Source organism: Pseudoalteromonas sp. 1181_04 (assembly GCF_052850545.1).
The window spans coordinates 1-19,563 of sequence record NZ_VXCS01000008.1; the positions used below are offsets into that span (position 1 = coordinate 1).

General features: G+C 39.4%; 17 protein-coding genes and 2 pseudogenes. 10 read left to right on the forward strand and 9 right to left on the reverse strand.

The genetic code is table 11. The annotated features are described in order from the left end of the window. Positions 1–86 precede the first annotated feature (86 nt). Entirely contained in the window at positions 87–911 is an 825-nt protein-coding gene (locus FW757_RS07955; RefSeq protein WP_446441077.1) for a chromosome partitioning protein ParA, read from the reverse strand. Positions 912–1,291: 380 nt separating this feature from the next. Between FW757_RS07955 and gloA the strand changes: the two genes are divergently transcribed. Next, positions 1,292–1,819: a lactoylglutathione lyase gene (gene gloA / locus FW757_RS07960; RefSeq protein WP_446441078.1), complete on the forward strand. Its 528-nt coding sequence runs from the start codon at positions 1,292–1,294 to the stop codon at positions 1,817–1,819. Between the two features lie 71 nt (positions 1,820–1,890). Here the strand turns inward: gloA and htpX are convergent, their stop codons facing one another. The 5 genes from htpX to bioB all read right to left on the reverse strand — a co-directional run bounded on the left by htpX (position 1,891) and on the right by bioB (position 6,661). Next, on the reverse strand, positions 1,891–2,754 hold the full coding sequence (gene htpX / locus FW757_RS07965; protein WP_064666216.1) for a protease HtpX: 864 nt from the start codon (positions 2,752–2,754) through the stop codon (positions 1,891–1,893). A 139-nt stretch (positions 2,755–2,893) separates the two neighbouring features. Continuing rightward, positions 2,894–3,577 carry a dethiobiotin synthase gene (gene bioD / locus FW757_RS07970; protein WP_446441079.1) on the reverse strand — a complete coding sequence of 228 codons (684 nt, stop codon included), beginning with the start codon at positions 3,575–3,577 and terminating at the stop codon, positions 2,894–2,896. An 18-nt stretch (positions 3,578–3,595) separates the two neighbouring features. Continuing rightward, a complete protein-coding gene (locus FW757_RS07975; protein ID WP_446441080.1) occupies positions 3,596–4,414 on the reverse strand; it encodes a methyltransferase domain-containing protein in 819 nt (272 codons plus the stop codon). Next, positions 4,411–5,565 (reverse strand): aminotransferase class I/II-fold pyridoxal phosphate-dependent enzyme, encoded by a 1,155-nt coding sequence (locus FW757_RS07980; RefSeq protein WP_404699293.1) that lies wholly within the window; start codon positions 5,563–5,565, stop codon positions 4,411–4,413. Before FW757_RS07980 ends, FW757_RS07975 begins: the two co-directional genes overlap by 4 nt. 55 nt (positions 5,566–5,620) lie before the next feature. Then, entirely contained in the window at positions 5,621–6,661 is a 1,041-nt protein-coding gene (gene bioB, locus FW757_RS07985) for a biotin synthase BioB (protein ID WP_404699294.1), read from the reverse strand. Positions 6,662–6,756: 95 nt separating this feature from the next. Between bioB and bioA the strand changes: the two genes are divergently transcribed. Continuing rightward, a complete protein-coding gene (gene bioA, locus FW757_RS07990) occupies positions 6,757–8,058 on the forward strand; it encodes an adenosylmethionine--8-amino-7-oxononanoate transaminase (protein ID WP_446441081.1) in 1,302 nt (433 codons plus the stop codon). A 248-nt stretch (positions 8,059–8,306) separates the two neighbouring features. Here bioA and tnpA read toward each other — a convergent pair. Next, a pseudogene (gene tnpA, locus FW757_RS07995) lies at positions 8,307–8,601 on the reverse strand (IS200/IS605 family transposase); the annotation flags it as partial. Positions 8,602–9,007: 406 nt separating this feature from the next. Here tnpA and FW757_RS08000 point away from each other — a divergent pair. From FW757_RS08000 to FW757_RS08010, 3 genes are read left to right on the forward strand one after another with little or no spacing between them, the layout of a single operon-like run. Next, the gene (locus tag FW757_RS08000; protein ID WP_446441082.1) at positions 9,008–10,198 is read left to right on the forward strand and encodes a sensor histidine kinase; all 1,191 of its coding nucleotides are present in this window, start codon (positions 9,008–9,010) and stop codon (positions 10,196–10,198) included. Continuing rightward, on the forward strand, positions 10,173–10,538 hold the full coding sequence (locus tag FW757_RS08005; protein WP_182794783.1) for a response regulator: 366 nt from the start codon (positions 10,173–10,175) through the stop codon (positions 10,536–10,538). The genes FW757_RS08000 and FW757_RS08005 overlap by 26 nt, the downstream gene beginning before the upstream one ends. 40 nt (positions 10,539–10,578) lie before the next feature. After that, positions 10,579–11,643 carry an HD domain-containing phosphohydrolase gene (locus FW757_RS08010; RefSeq protein ID WP_182794782.1) on the forward strand — a complete coding sequence of 355 codons (1,065 nt, stop codon included), beginning with the start codon at positions 10,579–10,581 and terminating at the stop codon, positions 11,641–11,643. Between the two features lie 217 nt (positions 11,644–11,860). On the opposite strand, the gene FW757_RS08015 is transcribed toward FW757_RS08010, so the two are convergent. Further along, on the reverse strand, positions 11,861–12,295 hold the full coding sequence (locus tag FW757_RS08015; RefSeq protein WP_145233300.1) for an AAA family ATPase: 435 nt from the start codon (positions 12,293–12,295) through the stop codon (positions 11,861–11,863). A 287-nt stretch (positions 12,296–12,582) separates the two neighbouring features. On the opposite strand from FW757_RS08015, the gene asnS reads away from it, so the two are divergent. The 4 genes from asnS (at position 12,583) to FW757_RS08035 (ending at position 18,255) form a co-directional block, all read left to right on the forward strand. Continuing rightward, the gene (gene asnS / locus FW757_RS08020) at positions 12,583–13,980 is read left to right on the forward strand and encodes an asparagine--tRNA ligase (protein ID WP_182718872.1); all 1,398 of its coding nucleotides are present in this window, start codon (positions 12,583–12,585) and stop codon (positions 13,978–13,980) included. Between the two features lie 169 nt (positions 13,981–14,149). Then, positions 14,150–15,691 (forward strand): methyl-accepting chemotaxis protein, encoded by a 1,542-nt coding sequence (locus FW757_RS08025; RefSeq protein WP_182718873.1) that lies wholly within the window; start codon positions 14,150–14,152, stop codon positions 15,689–15,691. Between the two features lie 356 nt (positions 15,692–16,047). Continuing rightward, positions 16,048–16,866 (forward strand): HEPN domain-containing protein, encoded by an 819-nt coding sequence (locus FW757_RS08030; RefSeq protein ID WP_182718874.1) that lies wholly within the window; start codon positions 16,048–16,050, stop codon positions 16,864–16,866. 663 nt (positions 16,867–17,529) lie between these two features. Beyond that, positions 17,530–18,255, forward strand: coding sequence for a hypothetical protein (locus tag FW757_RS08035; RefSeq protein ID WP_182740119.1), 726 nt, complete (start codon positions 17,530–17,532; stop codon positions 18,253–18,255). Between the two features lie 99 nt (positions 18,256–18,354). Here FW757_RS08035 and FW757_RS08040 read toward each other — a convergent pair. Beyond that, positions 18,355–18,647 (reverse strand): annotated as a pseudogene (locus FW757_RS08040) (hypothetical protein); the annotation flags it as partial. A 450-nt stretch (positions 18,648–19,097) separates the two neighbouring features. Here FW757_RS08040 and FW757_RS08045 point away from each other — a divergent pair. Further along, complete coding sequence (locus FW757_RS08045) at positions 19,098–19,535, forward strand: DUF4265 domain-containing protein (RefSeq protein WP_182718992.1); 438 nt, start codon at positions 19,098–19,100, stop codon at positions 19,533–19,535. Positions 19,536–19,563 lie beyond the last annotated feature (28 nt).

A 19,563-nucleotide genomic window follows, 5' to 3' on the forward strand; every position in this document is an offset into this window, starting at 1 on the left:
GTTTTAAGCGGCAAATTGCTGTTGGCTAAAATAAGTGAGGCACGAACAAATAGCCAACTGTAATTTGTCCGACTTGAAAACCCTTGTTAGGCTTCTTTACTCTCAAATATGCTATCAAAAGCTACATTCATTCTTTGAATATTATCATTTAACGCATCAACAAATGTTTGAGAATTTTGATCATTTTCCAGCTCGCCACGAAGAGCAATTGTCATTGGTGGTAGTAATGATAAAAGGCGACTATGCTCACTCAGGCATTTTTTTGCGAAAGTCATATATAAAGGCTGTAATATAGACTTTTGTTCTTCTAAGCTCACAGTACTTCGATTAATAATACCTTCTTGGATTTCGTAGCTTTTATTTAAATAGTCAAAAGTTGCTTGGTTATTGTGTCCTTGAAGATTTAACTCTTTCATCATTGAAATGATTCTATCTTTTTCTTTTTTAGCTGAATCTATAGTTGCTTGATATATTTCAATAGCTTTTTTGTGATCTAAAGCTACAGCTCTTTCTTGCATTAATTTAATAAAAACTTCGGCCGTTTCAGCTGAATAATTCAAAATAGCCGCAACTGATTCTTCTTTTGCTGCAAGGTAGGATTTGGCAACAATTCCACTATGATCTGACATTTGAATTTCTATTTCTTTTTGTGTGAAATCTAAATTCATTAATTTAGGAATTATTCCTAATACATCAGCAAATGACCTAGCTACGTTTAAAAACACTTCTTTCTTTAAGGCTAACTTTTGCTCTGATTGATACTTTTGCTTTTCGTGCTCAAGTAACGCTGTTTGTCGTTTTTCATTACCTTTATTTGTCCACAAAACACCTATGAACGTAAGTAAGGACGCAATGACTGCACTCCAAATCACATTAGGCACTTTTGAAATTAACTCGATAAAAGATTCCATGCACTGCATCCTTGAGAAGCCTAACAGCTTATTGAACACCACTTTGGGGGTTTATAACACCCCAAAACGGCGTGTATTACATTGCTTAATAATTCCACTAAATAACCTTAATGTAAACAAGTAATTACGTAGGCTGTAAAACACCCCTTGTTAAAATACATCAAAACGACTTTTAATAATATTATTGGACAAAACACCATCACTGTATAAATAAACAGCATCGCTAAATGCGCCATTTTTTGCTTATAAAACACTCAGCTCACTGGCTAGTAATTTAGCTAAGTGGTTTTAATTTTTGCTGCTGTTTATTATGATGAGCGTACTCCCTGCCTTTTTAAATCCATTAAGGTTTTTTCAGTCATTTTATTAAGGATTATCTCATGTCTAGCTATAACGAATCTCCAGAGCAAATTGCACAGGCCACTGAGGGCTTTGTGATGCAGCAAACCATGTTGCGTATTATAGATCCAAAACCGTCGCTGGCATTTTATGAAAACGTATTGGGCATGAAGCTGTTAGGTAAGTACGACTTTCCTGGCATGGAGTTTACCTTGTACTTTTTAGGCTACGAACAAGACATGCCAAAGGGTGATGATAAACAAAAAACACAATGGGTGTTTCGCCGCCCTGCACTGATTGAGCTTACCCATAACTGGGGCACTGAAAACGACGACAGCTTTACCGGTTATCACAGTGGTAATGAAGAACCAAAAGGGTTTGGCCATATTGGTATTAGCGTACCGGATGTATACGCTGCCTGTGAGCGCTTTGCTAAATACGATGTGGAGTTTGTAAAACAGCCAGACGGTGGCTCAATGAAAGGCCTTGCCTTTATTAAAGACCCTGATGGTTACTGGATTGAAATACTCTCGCCAGAGGGCATTACAGATATTATTCAATCGCAATAAAAACCATTAAGCATAAAAAAGCCTGCAAATGCAGGCTTTTTGTTACAAGTACTGTGAAAAACTTGATTTTTTTAACGACGTAGTGCGTCAATACGTGCATCCAGCGGTGGGTGAGATGAAAACAACTCAGCCATGCCTTTACCACTGGCAATACCAAAGGCCATCATTGAGCCTTCTAATTGCGATGGGTGGTTTTGCTTTAATCGCTCAAGGGCTGAACGCATTTTGTCTGCGCCAACCAACTGAGCTGCGCCGTTATCGGCTGCAAATTCACGTTTACGGCTGTAATGGGCAACCACTATGCTCGCCAATACACCAAATAATACTTGGAATAACATATCGAATAAGAAGTAAGTCCAGCTACTGCCGCCCTCTTCTTCATCGCTATTGATAAAGTTGTCAACAATGCCAGCCAGCACTTTCGCGGCAAAAATAACAAAGGTATTAACCACACCTTGAATAAGCGTGAGCGTTACCATGTCGCCATTAGCAACATGCGATACTTCGTGCGCCAATACGGCTTCGGCTTGATCTTGGCTCATGTTATGTAATAAACCCGTACTTACCGCCACCAGCGAATTATTTTTACTCGGGCCCGTTGCAAACGCGTTCATTTCTGGGCTGTCGTAAATAGCCACTTCTGGCATGTTAATACCGGCTTTTTTAGCTTGAGCAGCCACAGTGTTTACCAGCCATTGTTCGGTTTCGGTACGAGGTTGGGTGATCACTTGCGCACCGGTTGATTTTTTGGCGATCCATTTCGACATAAATAACGAAATAAACGATCCACCAAAACCAAATACAGTCGCAATTAGTAAAATTCCGCCAAGGCTACGATGGCTTAAGCCCAGCGCACTCATTATTATTGAAAGCACCACACCTAATACCAACATAACCGCGAGGTTAGTTAATAAAAACAAAAATACACGTTTCATACGAGTTCTCCAAAAATAACATTTATTGCTGAGCGATTTACTATGTTTGTTCGGCTTTGAGCAATCACTGCGTTATGACACACTATGTCATAACGTCAGCGCTATTCTGTGACAAACTATGTCACAACACAAGGGTTATTTATGGATTTATCGATAATTTTTCAAGCAGAGTTTTATAAATTTGTAATTTAGGGGTTTGCTCTGTGTATGGGCTAATGGCAAGCAGTGGAAATGGTAAACGTGTTTTAAGTGAATCTAGGTTTGCTTGGTATTCATCCATAGTGGCATCAACTTGGTTAGCAATCCACCCTACACAATTAATCCCTAAGCTTTGCATGTGTGCAGCAGTGAGTAATGCATGATTTATACAGCCTAGTTTCATCCCTACCACTAATATTACTGGCAGTTGCTCTGCTTTTACCCAGTCGTATAAATACTCGTTATTATTAATTGGTAATGCCCAGCCGCCTGCACCTTCTGTTAACAGATAATCTGCGCCTTGTTGCTTAACATGTTGATAAGCCGAGCTTAGCTTTTCTACTGTTATGTTTAGTCCCGCTTGCTCTGCAGCAATGTGCGGAGCTATTGGCGGCGCAAATGCAAATGGGTTAATTATGTCGTATTTAGCACTGACTGTGGCACTTTCCATTAGCATTAGCGCATCTGCGTTTACGAGCTGCTCAAACGCCATTTCACACCCAGAGGCAATCGGCTTAAAACCTATTGCGCGCTTTTTATGTTGCGCGAGTAACTTTAACAGCAAACTGGTTACATGAGTTTTACCGGCATCGGTATCGGTACCGGTAATAAAAAACTGGTTCATGGCATGGCCTTATTATTTTTACTGGGCTTTTTCTAATGATAACAATACTACATGGTAAGATACATTGGCTTTATTGTTTATAAGCGGATAGGCATCACAGACTTTTTTTAGTGCTGATTTAGTTAATAAACCACGACGACTTGTTGCATGATTTTGTGTGGTGGCACCAATGGCTTTAATCGATTTTATAGCCGCTAATGCACTGCTGTGTTGATCGGTATAAATGACTTTTTTTGAGGTATTGATCTTAAACCCTGCCTTTTCGACCGATTGGTTTATATTATTATGGCTTGCAAACTGATTAATATGATTATGTGAATCAAGCGCTGCAAAGGCGGTTTTTATCTCGTTTAATGACCCTGCAACAACCGTACTAATGTAAGCTTGCCCGCCTGGTTTTAATGCTTGGTAAAGCGAGTGCATTAAGGTTTCAAAATTAGCAGACCACTGCAGCGCAAAATTACTAAATAGCACATCAATACTATTAGCTTGCAGCGGTAAGTTATCCATATCGGCGCACAGTTTAGGGGTGTTTAAGGCACTGCTTTTTAGCATGTTAAAACTTAAATCTATGGCAACAACTTGGCCAAATAATGCCCTTAAAGTCTGAGTATTAACAAGCGGCCCTGCGCCTAGGTCAACACAGAGCTTTTTAGGGTTTGCACTAATGAGTTTAAATAAATCATTCGCCGCTTGTTTTTGCACATTAGCATGCAGGCTGTAACTGTTTGCTGCTTTTGAAAAGTTATGTGCTGTGGTTTTTTTTAAAGCCTGAGTAGCTAAATACACTGTAGTGGGGCTAAGTGGCTTAGTTTTAATTGCCTGCGGGCTTATCATGAAATGACCTTTTGTAAACTACCAACGAGTTGTTTTATATCCTCATGGGTGTGGGCTGCACTTAAGGTAATACGCAAACGCGAGGTATTGTGTAAAACAGTTGGCGGGCGAATAGCCGTTAGCCAAATGCCCTGCTGCTTTAGTTGCTCACTGGCTTTTAACGTTTGCTCAGCGCAGCCTAAAACAATCGGTTGAATCGCGGTGTTTGATTCCATTAACGCAATGTGCTGCTCTTTAGCTAGGCGTTTAAACAGCGCAATATTAGCATTTAATTTGGCTCGCCTGTCGTTGGCGTCTCTTATGCTTTTAATACGTGCCAAAGTATGAGCGGCAATAAACGGTGACATAGCGGTTGAGTAGGTATAATCACGGTTAAACTGAAGCATGTAATCTATAAAATGCTGCGAACCTAATACGCACGCCCCACTACTCGCAACCGCTTTACCAAAGGTGATCACTAAAATATCGGGCATGGTGTCGGCTGCAATTAAGGCTTCACAACTGCCAAGCCCCGATTTTCCTAAAACACCAAAACCATGGGCGTCGTCTATCATTAACCAGGCGTCATGCTGCTTTGCTAAGGTAAATAGCGCTTTAATTGGCGCGGTATCACCATCCATTGAGAACACACCTTCAGACACGATGAGCTTATTGCGCGCTTTTGATTTTTCTAGCCGTGAGCGTAAATGGTTTATATCGTTATGGTTAAAGCGTACTAACGCGGCGTTAGCGTGTAATGCGCCATCAATTAAACTGGCATGATTGAGTTTATCTTGGAAAATCGCACTGTGTTGCGCTGTCGCTTTATCTTGAAACAAGGCTTTAATAACACTGCTATTTGCGCTAAAGCCCGAATTAAACAACATGCCAGCCTCATAACCCAAAGCACTACATAAAGCTTGCTCAAGCGCTTGCTGTGGTTGTTGATAACCCGTTACTAATGCTGAGCTGTGGCTACCTAGTAATGGCGCGCTGGTTAACTCCACCGGCGAATCGCCAAACCCTAAATAATCGTTACTCGCAAAGTTAAGGTAGGTTTTATCATTAACCGTAATAGTACGCGCCGTTGCGCTTTGTACTACATAGCGTTTACGCAAGAGCTGCTGCGCTTTGCGTTCATCTAAATGGGTGTTTATAAATTCAAATGACATAAATGCTTTAACCTTCAACGCGATACTTTAAATCATTACCATAGTACTGAGCACTTTACGCTTCGTAAAACAATTCTGCGGTTGCTTTATCGGCCACTTGCGATGACAAAGACGCAGCAACGGCTTCATCTGAATAATCGTGGCGTGTTTCTGGGTTCATCCCGAGCTTTTTAATTAATTGCATGTCGGCATCGGCTTCTGGGTTTTCGGTAGTAAGAAGTTTATCACCATAAAATATAGAGTTTGCACCGGCAAAAAAGCACATTGACTGCATTTGCTCGTTCATTGCAGTGCGCCCTGCTGATAAACGTACGTAACTATGCGGCATCATAATACGTGCTGTGGCAATGGTACGAATAAACTCAAACTGATCTAAGTCATCAACATTTTCAAGCGGTGTCCCTTTTACCTTTACTAGCATATTAATTGGCACGCTTTCTGGCTGCTGGGGTAAATTAGCTAACTGCATTAATAAGCCATAACGATCGCTTGCTTGCTCCCCCATACCCACAATACCGCCGGAGCAGACTTTCATACCAGCGTCTCGTACATTACCTATAGTATCAAGACGGTCTTGAAAGGTGCGAGTTGATATAATTTGCTCATAGTACTCAGGTGAGGTGTCGAGGTTGTGGTTATAGTAATCAAGCCCTGCACTGCGCAGTTCATGGGCTTTTTCGTTATTTAACATGCCTAAAGTCATACAGGTTTCAAGGCCAAGGGCTTTTACTTCTTTTACCATTTGCGAAATGTATGGCATGTCTCTGTCTTTTGGATCTGACCATGCGGCCCCCATACAAAAACGAGTGGCGCCTTTTTGTTTTGCTAACCGCGCTTGCTCTACCACTTTTTCTACTTCTATTAGGCGCTCGCGTTCTAAATCAGTTTTGTAATGACCCGATTGCGGGCAATATTTACAGTCTTCTGGGCAGGCACCGGTTTTAATAGATAACAACGTAGAAATTTGTACTTCGTTTGGATTAAAATTAGTGCGATGCACAGAGGCGGCTTTAAATAATAAATCGTTAAATGGCATTTCAAATAAGGCTTTCACCTCACTATGGGTCCAATCGTGGCGAACAGTTGCAAGCTCCATAACTCTCTCTTTTTATTTTTCATAACGGTGATATTGGCTTAGTCTACGACTTGACGTAACATTGTCAACGAAGCCCACTTAGTTAAAGTTTACATATGAACACAAAACAAACGATAGACCTTGATTTTGATCGTCAGCACATTTGGCACCCCTACACATCAATGACTCAACCTATTCCGGTTTACCCCGTAACGCATGCAAATCACAACCTTATTCACTTAGAAACGGGCGAACAACTTATTGACGGTATGGCCTCTTGGTGGAGTGCTATTCATGGTTATGGTCATCCAGTATTGAAAAATGCAGTGATTGAGCAAGTAGATAAAATGAGCCATGTAATGTTTGGTGGCATAACCCACCAGCCAGCAGTAGAGCTTTGTAAAAAGCTGGTTGCAATAACCCCGAGTAAGTTGCAAAAAGTATTTTTAGCCGACAGCGGCTCGGTAAGTGTTGAAGTGGCGATAAAAATGGCTTTGCAATATTGGCTTAGTCAAGGAGTAACCAGCAAACAAAAACTGATGACGCCGCTAAAGGGTTACCATGGCGATACCTTTGCAGCAATGAGCGTATGTGATCCTATTAATTCAATGCACTCTTTATACCAAGGCTTTTTACCTGAGCATGTATTTGTGCCTGCACCAAAGACTCAGTTTGGACAACAGTTCGATAAACTAGAAGCACACCACCTTGCACAGTATTTCGAAGAACATCATCAGCATGTTGCAGCTTTTATCATCGAGCCAATTGTACAAAATGCAGGGGGAATGAACTTCTATCATCCTGAGTATTTAAGAACCGTGCGTGAACTATGCGATCGTTACGGCGTATTATTAATTTGTGATGAAATAGCCACAGGGTTTGGCCGCACAGGTAAGTTATTTGCCGTAGAACATGCTGATATTGAGCCAGATATTTTATGCATAGGCAAGGCACTCACAGGTGGCATGATGACGTTATCTGCCACATTAACCACAGATAAAATTGCCATTGGTATCAGCGAAGGTGAAGCTGGGGTGTTAATGCATGGCCCAACATTTATGGGCAATCCATTGGCCTGCGCTGTGGCTTGTGCGAGTATTGATTTATTACTTGAGCAAGACTGGCAACAACGAATAAGCCAAATATACATTCAACTGCAACAACTTAATGAGTGCAGTGAACTAGATGCTGTTGCCAATGTACGTACCTTAGGCGCAATAGGTGTTGTTGAACTAAACGATGCTGCAGGCAATGTCGATGTTGCTAAAATTCAGGCTTATTTTGTAGAGCAAGGCGTATGGATCCGCCCTTTTGGTAAACTAATTTACCTTATGCCACCGTATATAAGTGACGATACCAGTATAAAAAAACTGTGTGATACCATTTATAATGCCATTAAAGGCAAGTATTACGCTTAATAACCGGTCTCAATACAAATTATAATGCTAGGTATAAGTAACTTACCGATACATTTAGTGTTTTTATCTATTAAGCGAGTTTGTGATTATTGTTATCGTTAATCACAAACTATATGACAATAGCAGCGTAGGATCTTTCCGTTAGGGGGGGCTCATTGTCATTCCCTCTATCTCGTATGCTAGCCGCTGATATAGCAAACCCAGTTTGATTTACCAAAGCTTAAAAGCGAGTTAACTGTTTATTTAGGCAACTGCTTTTTAACATAAAGGCACTTTTAAAAACCTCTCTTACCGTTAAACTTCTAATAATCGTTACCAACTGTGTAATGCTGTAGGTTGGAACTGATTGCACTAAAAATGAATATAACCTTTATCCGTCGCAACTGCTAAAATTTGATTTCGTAGCGCTTTTCTATTTCAGCACAAATTTTTGTGATTGCCCTAGCAACTCTCACATCAAGAATCTCTTCTATATTTTGCAGGAAAAACTCAGTGATAAAGTAAAACTGTCACATTGTGGCTTTTGTGTATAAATTCACTCATTACTCAATACTACGCAGCAAGCTGCGGGCAATAATCCAGAGGAAATTTAAACACGTTCCCCGTTAAAGCCTGCCCTATTGCGCTTAAAACGAATACTTTTTTCTTTTAAAGCTCCCACGATGTCCGACGGCTAATAATATATTCGCGTTAAACAATGAACTTCTTGCTATTAATGAATTGTTGCTGTTTACTAAACGTATATTAATATTGAGATAGTCCCACTCTAATATCGCTTATCCAGTTACGCTTTTTATATTAGTTAGTACAACATAGTACAAATTAAAACACATTATTAATGTATTGTTTTAGTGTATTTAGTATAAAAACTATATACACAGCGTTGCAGAACCTAAATTTTAAAGTTTATGAAATAGTTCCGCCCTTAATGGTACAAAGGATCTAGATAGTGAATAAAATAAGTACCAAGAAAGAACTATTAGAATACTCCGAAAGTATTGTAAATACGGTTCGAGAACCACTGATTGTTTTAGACCAGCACTTAAGAGTAGTAACAGCGAGCCGCTCATTTTATGAGTTTTTTCGCGAAAATCACAAAGACACAGTTGGGAAGCTGATATACAACCTTGGTAATAATCAATGGAACATTCCCAAACTACGTGAATTATTAGAAACTATATTACCTCAAAAAACGAGCTTTGATGATTACAAAGTTGAGCATAACTTTAAAACAATTGGCTGGCGCACAATGTTGCTCAACGCAAGGCAAATTAAACGTACTCAATCAGAAGATCGTATAATTTTATTGTCTATCGAAGACATTACCGAACGTAATGCCATTCAAGAAGGGCTAGTAAAAGCGAACAAAGAGCTGGAAGTGCTAACTAATGACTTAGAAAGTGCTGCTCGAGTTAAGTCAGAGTTTCTAGCAAATATGTCGCATGAACTAAGAACCCCACTTAATTCTATTAATGGTTTTTCTGAAGTGCTCTACGATGAAACTTTTGGCACTTTAAACGACAAACAAAAACAGTATGTTAAAAATGTATTGGTGAGCGGCAAACATTTACTGTTACTTATTAACGAAATACTGGATATGGCAAAGATTGAAGCAGGCAAAATGAGTCTAACAATCTCTTATTTGCCGATACGTCAAGTATTGCACGAGATTACAGGGCTTACAGCTGATACAGCTAATCAGAAAAAATTGAATATGTGTCTTGATATTGCTGATGACTTGCCACCAATTGAAGCTGACTCTCTTAAGGTTAAACAGATACTTTATAATTTGCTTTCAAATGCAGTGAAATTCACACCAGATGAGGGGCAAATTGGTGTCAAAACACGACATACTGAGACAGAAATAGAAATAATAATTTGGGATACGGGTATAGGTATTGCTGCTGAAAATATGGAAAAAATATTTGAAGGCTTTTTCCGTATAGAAACCCCCTATTCTAGATTAACCGAAGGTACAGGGCTTGGACTCCCTATTGCAAAAAGTCTAGTTAAGTTGCATGGAGGCGAGTTTGTTATTGAATCTGAAGGTGTTAATAAAGGCACATCAGTTCGTATCACTTTGCCAATTAAACAAAAGTCTGTGGCCAAGCATAATGAAAACCAAAATAGTTGTAGTTGATGATAATGCGAATAATCTATTGCTAGAGGAAGATCTTTTACTCATGGCAAATTTTGAAGTATTTACTGCTATGAACGCAACAGATGCGCTTTTGATTATAAAGCGTGAGACTCCAAAAATTATTATATTAGATGTCCAACTCCCAGATATATCTGGAGCAGAAGTTGCAAAAATTTTGCGTCATGAAAAAGAAACGGCAGATATTCCTATTGTTTTTGTTACGGCTTCTGTTTTACCCGCTGATATAGACCAACTACTGTGCATACCTAATTGTGGGTATATTTCTAAGCCTATTGATACACGTACGTTCGCTCAACAAATAAGTTTACATATAAAATAATGACTATAATTATTTAAACCTTGATACACAGGAAAAGCTAATGAAAGATAGCACTTTAATTTTGGTTGTAGATGACAACCTTCAAAATATTGAACTTATGCAAGCTTATCTTGAACCCAAGGGATATAAAACAGTAACAGCGACTGGTGGGCAAGAAGCATTAAATATTTTAGCACAACAACCCGTCGATCTTATTTTACTTGATATAATGATGCCTGATATGAACGGCTTTGAAGTAACGCGTCGAGTTAGAGAAGACGCTCTATTAAAGCTATTACCTATCATCCTTATTACTGCCTTAAGAGAGACAAAAGAGCGAGTTAAAGGGATTGATGCTGGTTGTGATGATTTTATTACAAAACCTGTAGATAAAAACGAGCTATTATCGCGTGTTAAGTCCCTTCTTAAGATTAAAGACTATAACGATTTAAGAACAAATTATCAGAAACAATTAGAAGCAGAAGTTGCTCAAAGAACTGAATCACTAAAGCTAGCAATGCAAAGTATTAAAGCCGCATCACTAGAAACAATTAATAGACTAACCAAAGCTGCTGAATACAAAGATGAAGAAACGGGTGCACACATTCAACGCATGAGCTTATATTCCGAAGCCGTTGCACGCAGTGTTGGATTAGATGAGGTAACAGTTGAAAATATTTTATTTTCAGCGTCAATGCACGATCTCGGAAAGATTTCTACACCTGACCATATTTTGCTAAAAGCAGGACAACTAGATGCTGCAGAATGGGAAATAATGAAACAGCATACCGTTGTAGGCGCCAGTATACTTTCGGGTTCTGATTCTGAAGTTATTAAGTTAGGCGAAGTTATTGCCCGCTCACACCATGAAAAATGGGACGGCTCTGGTTATCCTGATGGCTTAAAAGGTAATGAAATTCCAATTGCAGCACGCGTAGTTGCTATTGCTGATGTATTTGATGCCCTGTCGTCAAAGCGTCCTTATAAAAAGTCATTCTCTGAAGAAAAAACATTTGCCATTATTGCAGAAGGTAGTGGGAATCACTTTGACCCCAAAGTAGTAGATGCTTTTTTTGCAGTGAAAGAAGAAATTTTAGCTATTAAACAAAAGTATGCTGAAAAGTAACACGTCCATAATCAATTAGATGAAACGCCATTAACGGACCTAGTACCAATAATCCTTCACCAATGGAAGGCTTTCCTCAAGTAGGTTTTTTAAGAGTTTTATCACTTCTGCCAATATTGAATGGTATTGCAGCAATGATAAAATCACGGCTCACTTAGATGTGATTACATAATGCAATATAAAGGCATTAGCTAAACTCTAGTTAATACTTAAATACCTACCACTCAAACATGTAAGCCATTTTGCTGATCATTTTCAGTGGAATGTTATGGCTATTACGTTTGGCGTACAGGTGTTGCATTGATTTGTCTTTTACTTCACCCACAATCACTTCTTTAACTTGGTAGCCTAGTGCAACAGCGGCTTGGCTATAAGCAATAAATTCCCATTTCTTGATGTTAGTATTATCAACAATAATAAGTGGGATTTCTTGCGCTAACGCATTTATAAAACGAGCTAAATTTAAATTGTGGTATTGCGACAGTTTGAACTTATCAAACTGATACTCCCCTTGCTCATTATAAAAATAATCATCGGTCGAACAAATTAAGTATTGGCTTTGATCGCCCGCTACCATTTCATCGGCTAGGTTTTGCGCATAATAAGACTTACCACACCCTGGTAAACCACGTAAAATAAAGACTTGTTTCATAATACCTATATGTTTAGCAAGTTAGTTTAAATATCGTAATTACATATAATGCCACAAAACCCGTTTTTATCGCAGTGAAAATCGCCTTTAAATTTTGATCTAAGTTGTTTCTTATCACAAAAAATTAAAGTTCTAGGTTTTAAACGACAAAAAACCACAAAAATGCAAAAGAATAAGCAAAGAGTTACTTTTGAATGTTTTTTTATTTTACATTCAAAGGTAAGATACACCGTTCAAGTGCAATAGCGCACATATTAATGTAGGCAACTTATATCATTGGAGTGAAGATGAGCCACTTAGCGATTTCAGAGCTATTAAAAGGCAAGGTTGCGGTAGACAGCCAAGTAACAATTAAAGGCTGGATCCGTACACGCCGCGATTCAAAAGCAGGAATTTCATTTTTAGCCGTTCATGACGGTTCGTGTTTTGATCCTATTCAAGCGGTAGTACCTAATTCACTAAATAATTATGATGAAGTTACTAGCCTAACAGCCGGTTGCTCTGTGTCAGTTACTGGTGTTTTAGTACAATCAGCAGGCCAAGGTCAATCTTTCGAAATTCAAGCAAATAGCGTACAGGTACTTGGTTGGGTAGAAAACCCAGACTCATACCCAATGTCGGCAAAACGCCACAGCATTGAGTATTTACGTGAGCACGCTCACCTTCGCCCACGTACCAATATGATTGGTGCGGTAACACGTGTACGTAACTGTTTAGCGCAAGCTATTCACCGTTTCTACCATGAGCAAGGTTATTACTGGATCAGCACCCCTATCATCACCGCAAGTGACTGTGAAGGTGCAGGCGAAATGTTCCGCGTATCAACGCTTGATATGCAAAACTTGCCACGTACAGATAAAGGCGATGTTGATTACAGCGAAGACTTCTTCGGTAAAGAAGCATTCCTTACTGTATCAGGTCAGTTAAATGGTGAAACTTACGCCTCAGCGATGTCAAAAATTTATACTTTTGGCCCGACTTTCCGTGCAGAGAATTCAAATACTTCTCGCCACTTGGCAGAGTTTTGGATGGTCGAGCCAGAAGTTGCGTTTGCTGATTTAGAAGATATCGCCAAACTTGCTGAAAACATGCTTAAGTATGTGTTCAAAGCGGTGCTTGAAGAACGTCGTGATGATATGGAGTTTTTTGCTCAACGTGTTGAGAAAACAGCTATCACGCGCCTAGAAGAATTTGTTGAGAAAGATTTTGCACAAGTTGATTACACTGATGCAGTAGAAATTCTTAAAAGCTGTGGTAAGAAATTTGAATACGCCGTTGAATGGGGTGTTGACTTACAATCTGAGCACGAGCGTTACTTAGCAGAAGAGCACTTTAAAGCACCAGTGGTTATTAAAAACTACCCACGTGATATTAAAGCATTCTACATGCGCCAAAATGAAGACGGCAAAACCGTTGCTGCAATGGACGTTGTAGCACCAGGTATTGGCGAGATCATTGGTGGTTCACAGCGTGAAGAACGTCTTGATGTACTTGATGCACGTTTAGAAGAAATGGGCTTAAACAAAGAAGACTACAGCTGGTATCGCGACCTACGTAAATACGGTTCAGTACCACACTCTGGTTTTGGCTTAGGTTTCGAACGTTTAGTTGCCTATGTAACTGGTATGGGCAACGTACGTGACGTTATTGCCTTCCCACGTACCAAAGGCAGTGCAACTTACTAAAATGAGTTGATGCTCATTACTGCAATAGATTACTGCAAAAGCCAACCTTAGGGTTGGCTTTTTTGTTTGCTAAGTCAATCAGTCGACTTCCCTATTAGACCTTTTATTAATTGATTTTCTGTGCTTTATATTTAAGACTGAAAATTACAACTCAACAAAGGTCAATGGAATGAATTTAAAATCGCTATGCTATACACTCTTCGCTGTCAGTATTGGTTTTCTATATTACTTCGAGCAACTATCGATAGTCGCGGCGCTAATCATTGCAATTTTTACTGCTCTATTCGCTTTTACAGCCAAGTTAACTGACAAAAAACCAAACCCTGCGTCAGACATTAATAAACAGCCCCAACTCAGCAATGTTGCTCAAAACATCACAGTGGCAACCTCTCAAAATGCAATTGGTGCAGCAGAAGTCGGATTCTATGTAGATAGCCTAACTAAAGAGATTGATGGTTGTTACAGTGAAAGCGAATCGGTTAGCGCTGCAACACAGGCGTTATCCCATAACAGTAGTGAACTCACTAATAGTATCACCATCGTAAATGCAGCAATGTTGCAAACATCTCAGGCATCAACATCAGCAGAGCAACGCTTGCAAATAGCCACACAACAAATTGATTCGTTGTCTAACTCAATTACTAACGTCGCAAGTAAGTTAGATTTATTGTTAAAAAGTGCAACTGATATTCAAAGCATTACCCAAGTTATTCAAACCATTGCTGAGCAAACTAATTTACTGGCATTAAATGCCGCCATAGAAGCAGCACGAGCGGGTGAACAAGGCAGAGGCTTTGCTGTAGTTGCCGATGAAGTACGTAATCTTGCCAATAAAACCAATCAAGCCACTAAACAAATTGCACAGATGCTAACTGAGATCAATACTAATAGCGTGCAAACAAATGATGATATGAAACAGGTTTCTTTACAAAGTGATGAAGTGAAAACCGAACTCGAAAATGTTACCCAAGCATTTTTAACAATAAATCATGATATTACAGACTCATCATCAACCTTAGAAAACATGCAGCAAGCAGTATCTGCTTTTCAACAAGCAACCACACAAATAAATACCTCTGTATCAAGTATCAGCCACTTGCTAGCTGAAATAGCAACCAAAGGTAACTCAATTTCATCACAAGCAGCTATGTTATCGATAGGATCTGAAACCATCTTTAGAGAGCTCAGTAAAGTTGAACACAATGCCTTTTTTAAGCCTATACTCAATGCCGCAACAACGGCAAGCAATGCAATCGCGGTAAAATTTAATGAGTTGCTAGAAACGAAGCAATTAACTGAAAAGCAGTTGTTCTCACAAGAATATCAAGCAATTAAAAATACTAACCCCACAAAATATACAACACCATACGATACTTTAACCGATAAAATTTTACCGCCAATTCAAGAGCCTACCCTTGAAAATGACAAAATTCTTTTTGCTGGTGCCGTAGACAAAAAAGGTTACTTCCCTACCCACAATAAGCGCTACAGCCAGCCATTAACTGGCAATTACCAACAAGATTTAGTGAATAACCGCACTAAACGTATTTTCAACGATGCCACCGGCAGCCGCTGTGGTAGCCACACTGAGAGCTTTTTATTGCAAACCTATAAACGTGATACCGGTGAAATTTTACATGACCTATCAGTACCCATTTATGTAAATGGCAAACACTGGGGCGGTTTTAGAATTGGTTTTAAAAGTAGCTAAAAAGAAGCTGTAAGCCGTCAGCTGTAAGCGATAAGTATTAAAAACAGCGTTAAACGTATCATCGTAGGTTGTGGTTGAGAGCAACGAAACCCAACCTTAAAAATATTAAAGCTGAATAACAGCTTTGAGCAATTACCGGTCATTGAGATTGGCTAAATATAATAGTTAATTGATTGGTCAAACTGCTCTTTGTGTATATATTCATGATAATGAGCGACGCGCGCATATTGCTCTATTAAACTTCAGTTTAAAGCTTTAAAAAACTTAGTGGTAGTAATGCTTTAGGTTATTTGTTAAAACTATATTAAGTAGATAAATGAGCGTTCAGTCGGCAAAAGGCAAGGATTCGGGATTTGATGAATGAGAGAAAATTGAGCTACATATACAGTTTCAAGTGTAAAGACGATCTTGAACACTTCGAAAAGTTGCCAGAAACGATGCAGGCTGATATAGAAAAATACATTGTTAAAGTCATCACCGATTCTTTCGTTAAACCCGCCGATGAGGACTACGTAACTGCTCGATTTTTAGCGCAAAAAGGTATGTATCGTGCGTTCTTCTGGGCTGCGTCTCAAGCGCTCGAAAAATACTTAAAGGCTTTTCTCCTTATGAGGGGAATCGCTGTTAATGAAAAGCGGTTCCGTGGCCATCCCATTGTTGCCCTGCACCAAGAAGCCTGCTCAGTAGATAAGCAACTCTCAAGCGTTAAAACGAAACCTAATGAAGCAGTCAAGATTCATTCAGCTGTTTCTGAGTCAGTTGATATTTTCTCAGTATCAGATTTCATCAGTAATATTGAAGCTTATGGACATCCTGATAATCGTTATAACTCTTTCGGCGTCAATTTTAATTCTGGCTACTTGTTTGCGCTAGACAGCTATGTTTTCGGATTAAGGCAGTTGATTGGTGTGCCTTCGATACAAGAAAGCCTCAGAAAGATGGATCAAAGCCTTATTGAGGCATTTTACGAATACAACCCATGGTTTGAATCGACGAACATAGATTTCGTAGAAATCCCCAATGAAAATTTCATTATAAGTACCTCTATGGCAGTTACGACCTTGGATTTCCTCATTGGGACACATGCTCCACATGGGTCAAGATTCGTGCTTCAATGGCTTGGGAAAAAAATGAAATTACCTACGAAGGTGAGTCAGCATTTGAAGAAAGCTTAATAGGCTAGATGCGAGAAACGCCTAATCGGATAGCCGGAGGCCTCCAGCCCCTACACCACCCACCATGCGCTTTTCAATGGGCGGTTCATCTCCCGTAATGAATATTGATCCAAATATCTCTCAATGACACTAAACCTTGTAAAGTTAAGTAGTTATTGCCTAGCGCAATGTTAATTCCTTTTTTTGAGCTTCGACAAGGGCTTTCGCTTCCAAGCGCCTACTTTTGGTACTGGTGATACCACATGCTATGGCGAGTCGCTCACTAACACCCAATTTCATTAAACTGCGTACTTTGGGGCTATTCCTTTGGAAAGAGCGCCATTGCCGCCAGTAGCACATTATTACCCTACAGCGGCCGTTAGATCACATGACTTCGCTATTTTGTATTAGCTCGTCTTCCGCCTATGCCTCATATGATGTTTTTGTTCATCAGCTCGCACTTACTTTTATAAAGAATGCTAGCGGCTTCCTTCAGACTATCTCTCGCGATTTAGCCCTTGCCATTCGCGAGTGTCTATCGTTTAATAACAGTGTGCTATTTAAACGGTGATCTTCCTACAGAGGACTTTCACCTCATAAGTCAATGCCCATGCCGGGCGTACTGGAACTTAAACAGTTGGTTAGGTTCCGCTTGATGCGGCGATACGTAAATATGGAGTACGTGTGAAACATCTACTATTTTTATCTTTATCACTAATCTTAGCTGGTTGCGGAGTTACAGGTACAGCAAGTAAAACTGAGTTTCCATTGTTAACAAACGCTCCAGTATTTAGTGCTAACGTCAATTCAGTTTCAATCATAACAGATGAAAATACAGCTGATAACGAATCATATGGGGCTTTTAATTGGGGAAGTTTTGATACAGCTGACAAAAATACAATTCAGCAATCAATCTTAAATACTCTAAACCAAAATACTTCAAACGTATTAACAAAAGCTAAAGTGCACGCCAAAATTCACCGTTATTCGCAAGTTATTACAAATGCCAGTTATGCAAGCTTTGTTATTGTTGATTGGTGTTTAGAAGTAAACGGTGAAATTATTCGCGACGAAGTATTTTATGCTGGCCACAGCGATGAACTTAATATATTTACTGGAAAAACGTTAGGCTGGGCAAAAGGTCAAACCCACAAAGCAATTTCAAGCCGTATCATCAACCAGTCTATACAATCTTTATCTGATCCGTCTCTTAAAAGCGCTTACCCCGAAAATAATGTATTTTTAAATGCTAAAGATGCAGTGGCTGCTTTACCCACACAGCTTACTTCGGTTGTTGGTGCAGGTTTCTCAGGTGGTATGTATTATTATGTTGGTCCGACTACTGGTAATACTAACTTCAATCAAAAATCAGTTTACCAAAAGGTTAATTGGCAGCAAGAAATTCAGTAAGCGCAGCTTGCGTATAATCGGGTAGCCGGAGGTATATAACCTCCAGACCCCACACCACCCATCATGAGTTTTTCATTAGCAGGAAGTGCAATGGGCGGTTCATCTCCCGTAATGAATATTGATCCAAATACCTCTCAATGACACTAAACCTTGTGAATCTAAGTCATTGCCTAGCGCAATGTTAATTCCTTTTGTTTTTGGGCTTCTACAAGGTCCTTCGCTTCCAAGCGCCTACTTTTGGTTCTGGTGATACCACAGGCTATGGCGAGCCGTTCGCTGACACCCAGTTTCATTAAACTGCGTACTTTAGTGCGTGCTATTTTTTATAAAGAGCGCCACTGCCGCCAGTAGCACATTCTTATCCTACGGCGGATCCAGTGATCTAAATCCACCGTTAGCTAAAATTAAAATAAAGGTCAAAATAGACAGTCCAATGGCGCGACGACAGGTTTTTCTTGAAGGAATGGCAAACAACGTGGTTTTATAGAGTCGCTTTACTGAGGTAAAAAGCGAAATTTTACGGTCAACAAAGGCATGAAAAAACTGATCTTACGGGTTCAAACGAAAGTAAACTCCCAATACAACTGTATTGCTTAGTTCATAATATAGAAAAGCTGCAAACAGGCTGCATTAAAACCACTTAAGCCGTAATATAGCCAGTAAACCAACTGTAATACCTTGCAAAATGCCAATTAAAGCAACAGCAAATCCTTTTTTATATTTTATGTGAAAGTCAGTTGTCGATTGAATCAAAATAGGAACTCGGCTATGGTTAATGCATCAATAAAAATAAATTAAAAACGAGTTATTCTACAAGCTCGTTAGGTGAAAAAGGAAGTTCAGTGTCTGCCAAAAAAGTAATGTTCGCTTTAGATATCGAAAACGGTTGGCCACCAGTAAGTGCTGAAGGTGCTTGGTGCGAGCGAGTTAATGGTAACTATAAGTTAGTTAATGCCCCTTTCTTTGTTCCTGATTTGGCTTATGGCGATATTTTTTCTGCTACTCCTGATGAAGTAAATGAGCATATATTTGAATTTAAAGTTGTAAAAAAGTCAGGTCATTCTGTTATCTGGGTTATGAATAATGATGGTATAGATACCACTTTTTTCATAGATATGCTTAAACGACTAGGTTGTAAAGTTGAGACTCTCAACCAGTTTTCTTTAATGTCAGTCGATGTACCGCCAGGACTAGATCTTGATGCACTAGATCCACTATTAGATTTACATGAAGAACAAGGCTTAGAATATGCTTTTCCAGTCTGGAGGCACGGTGATTAATTTAACCTAATCGGGTAGACGTAGGTCT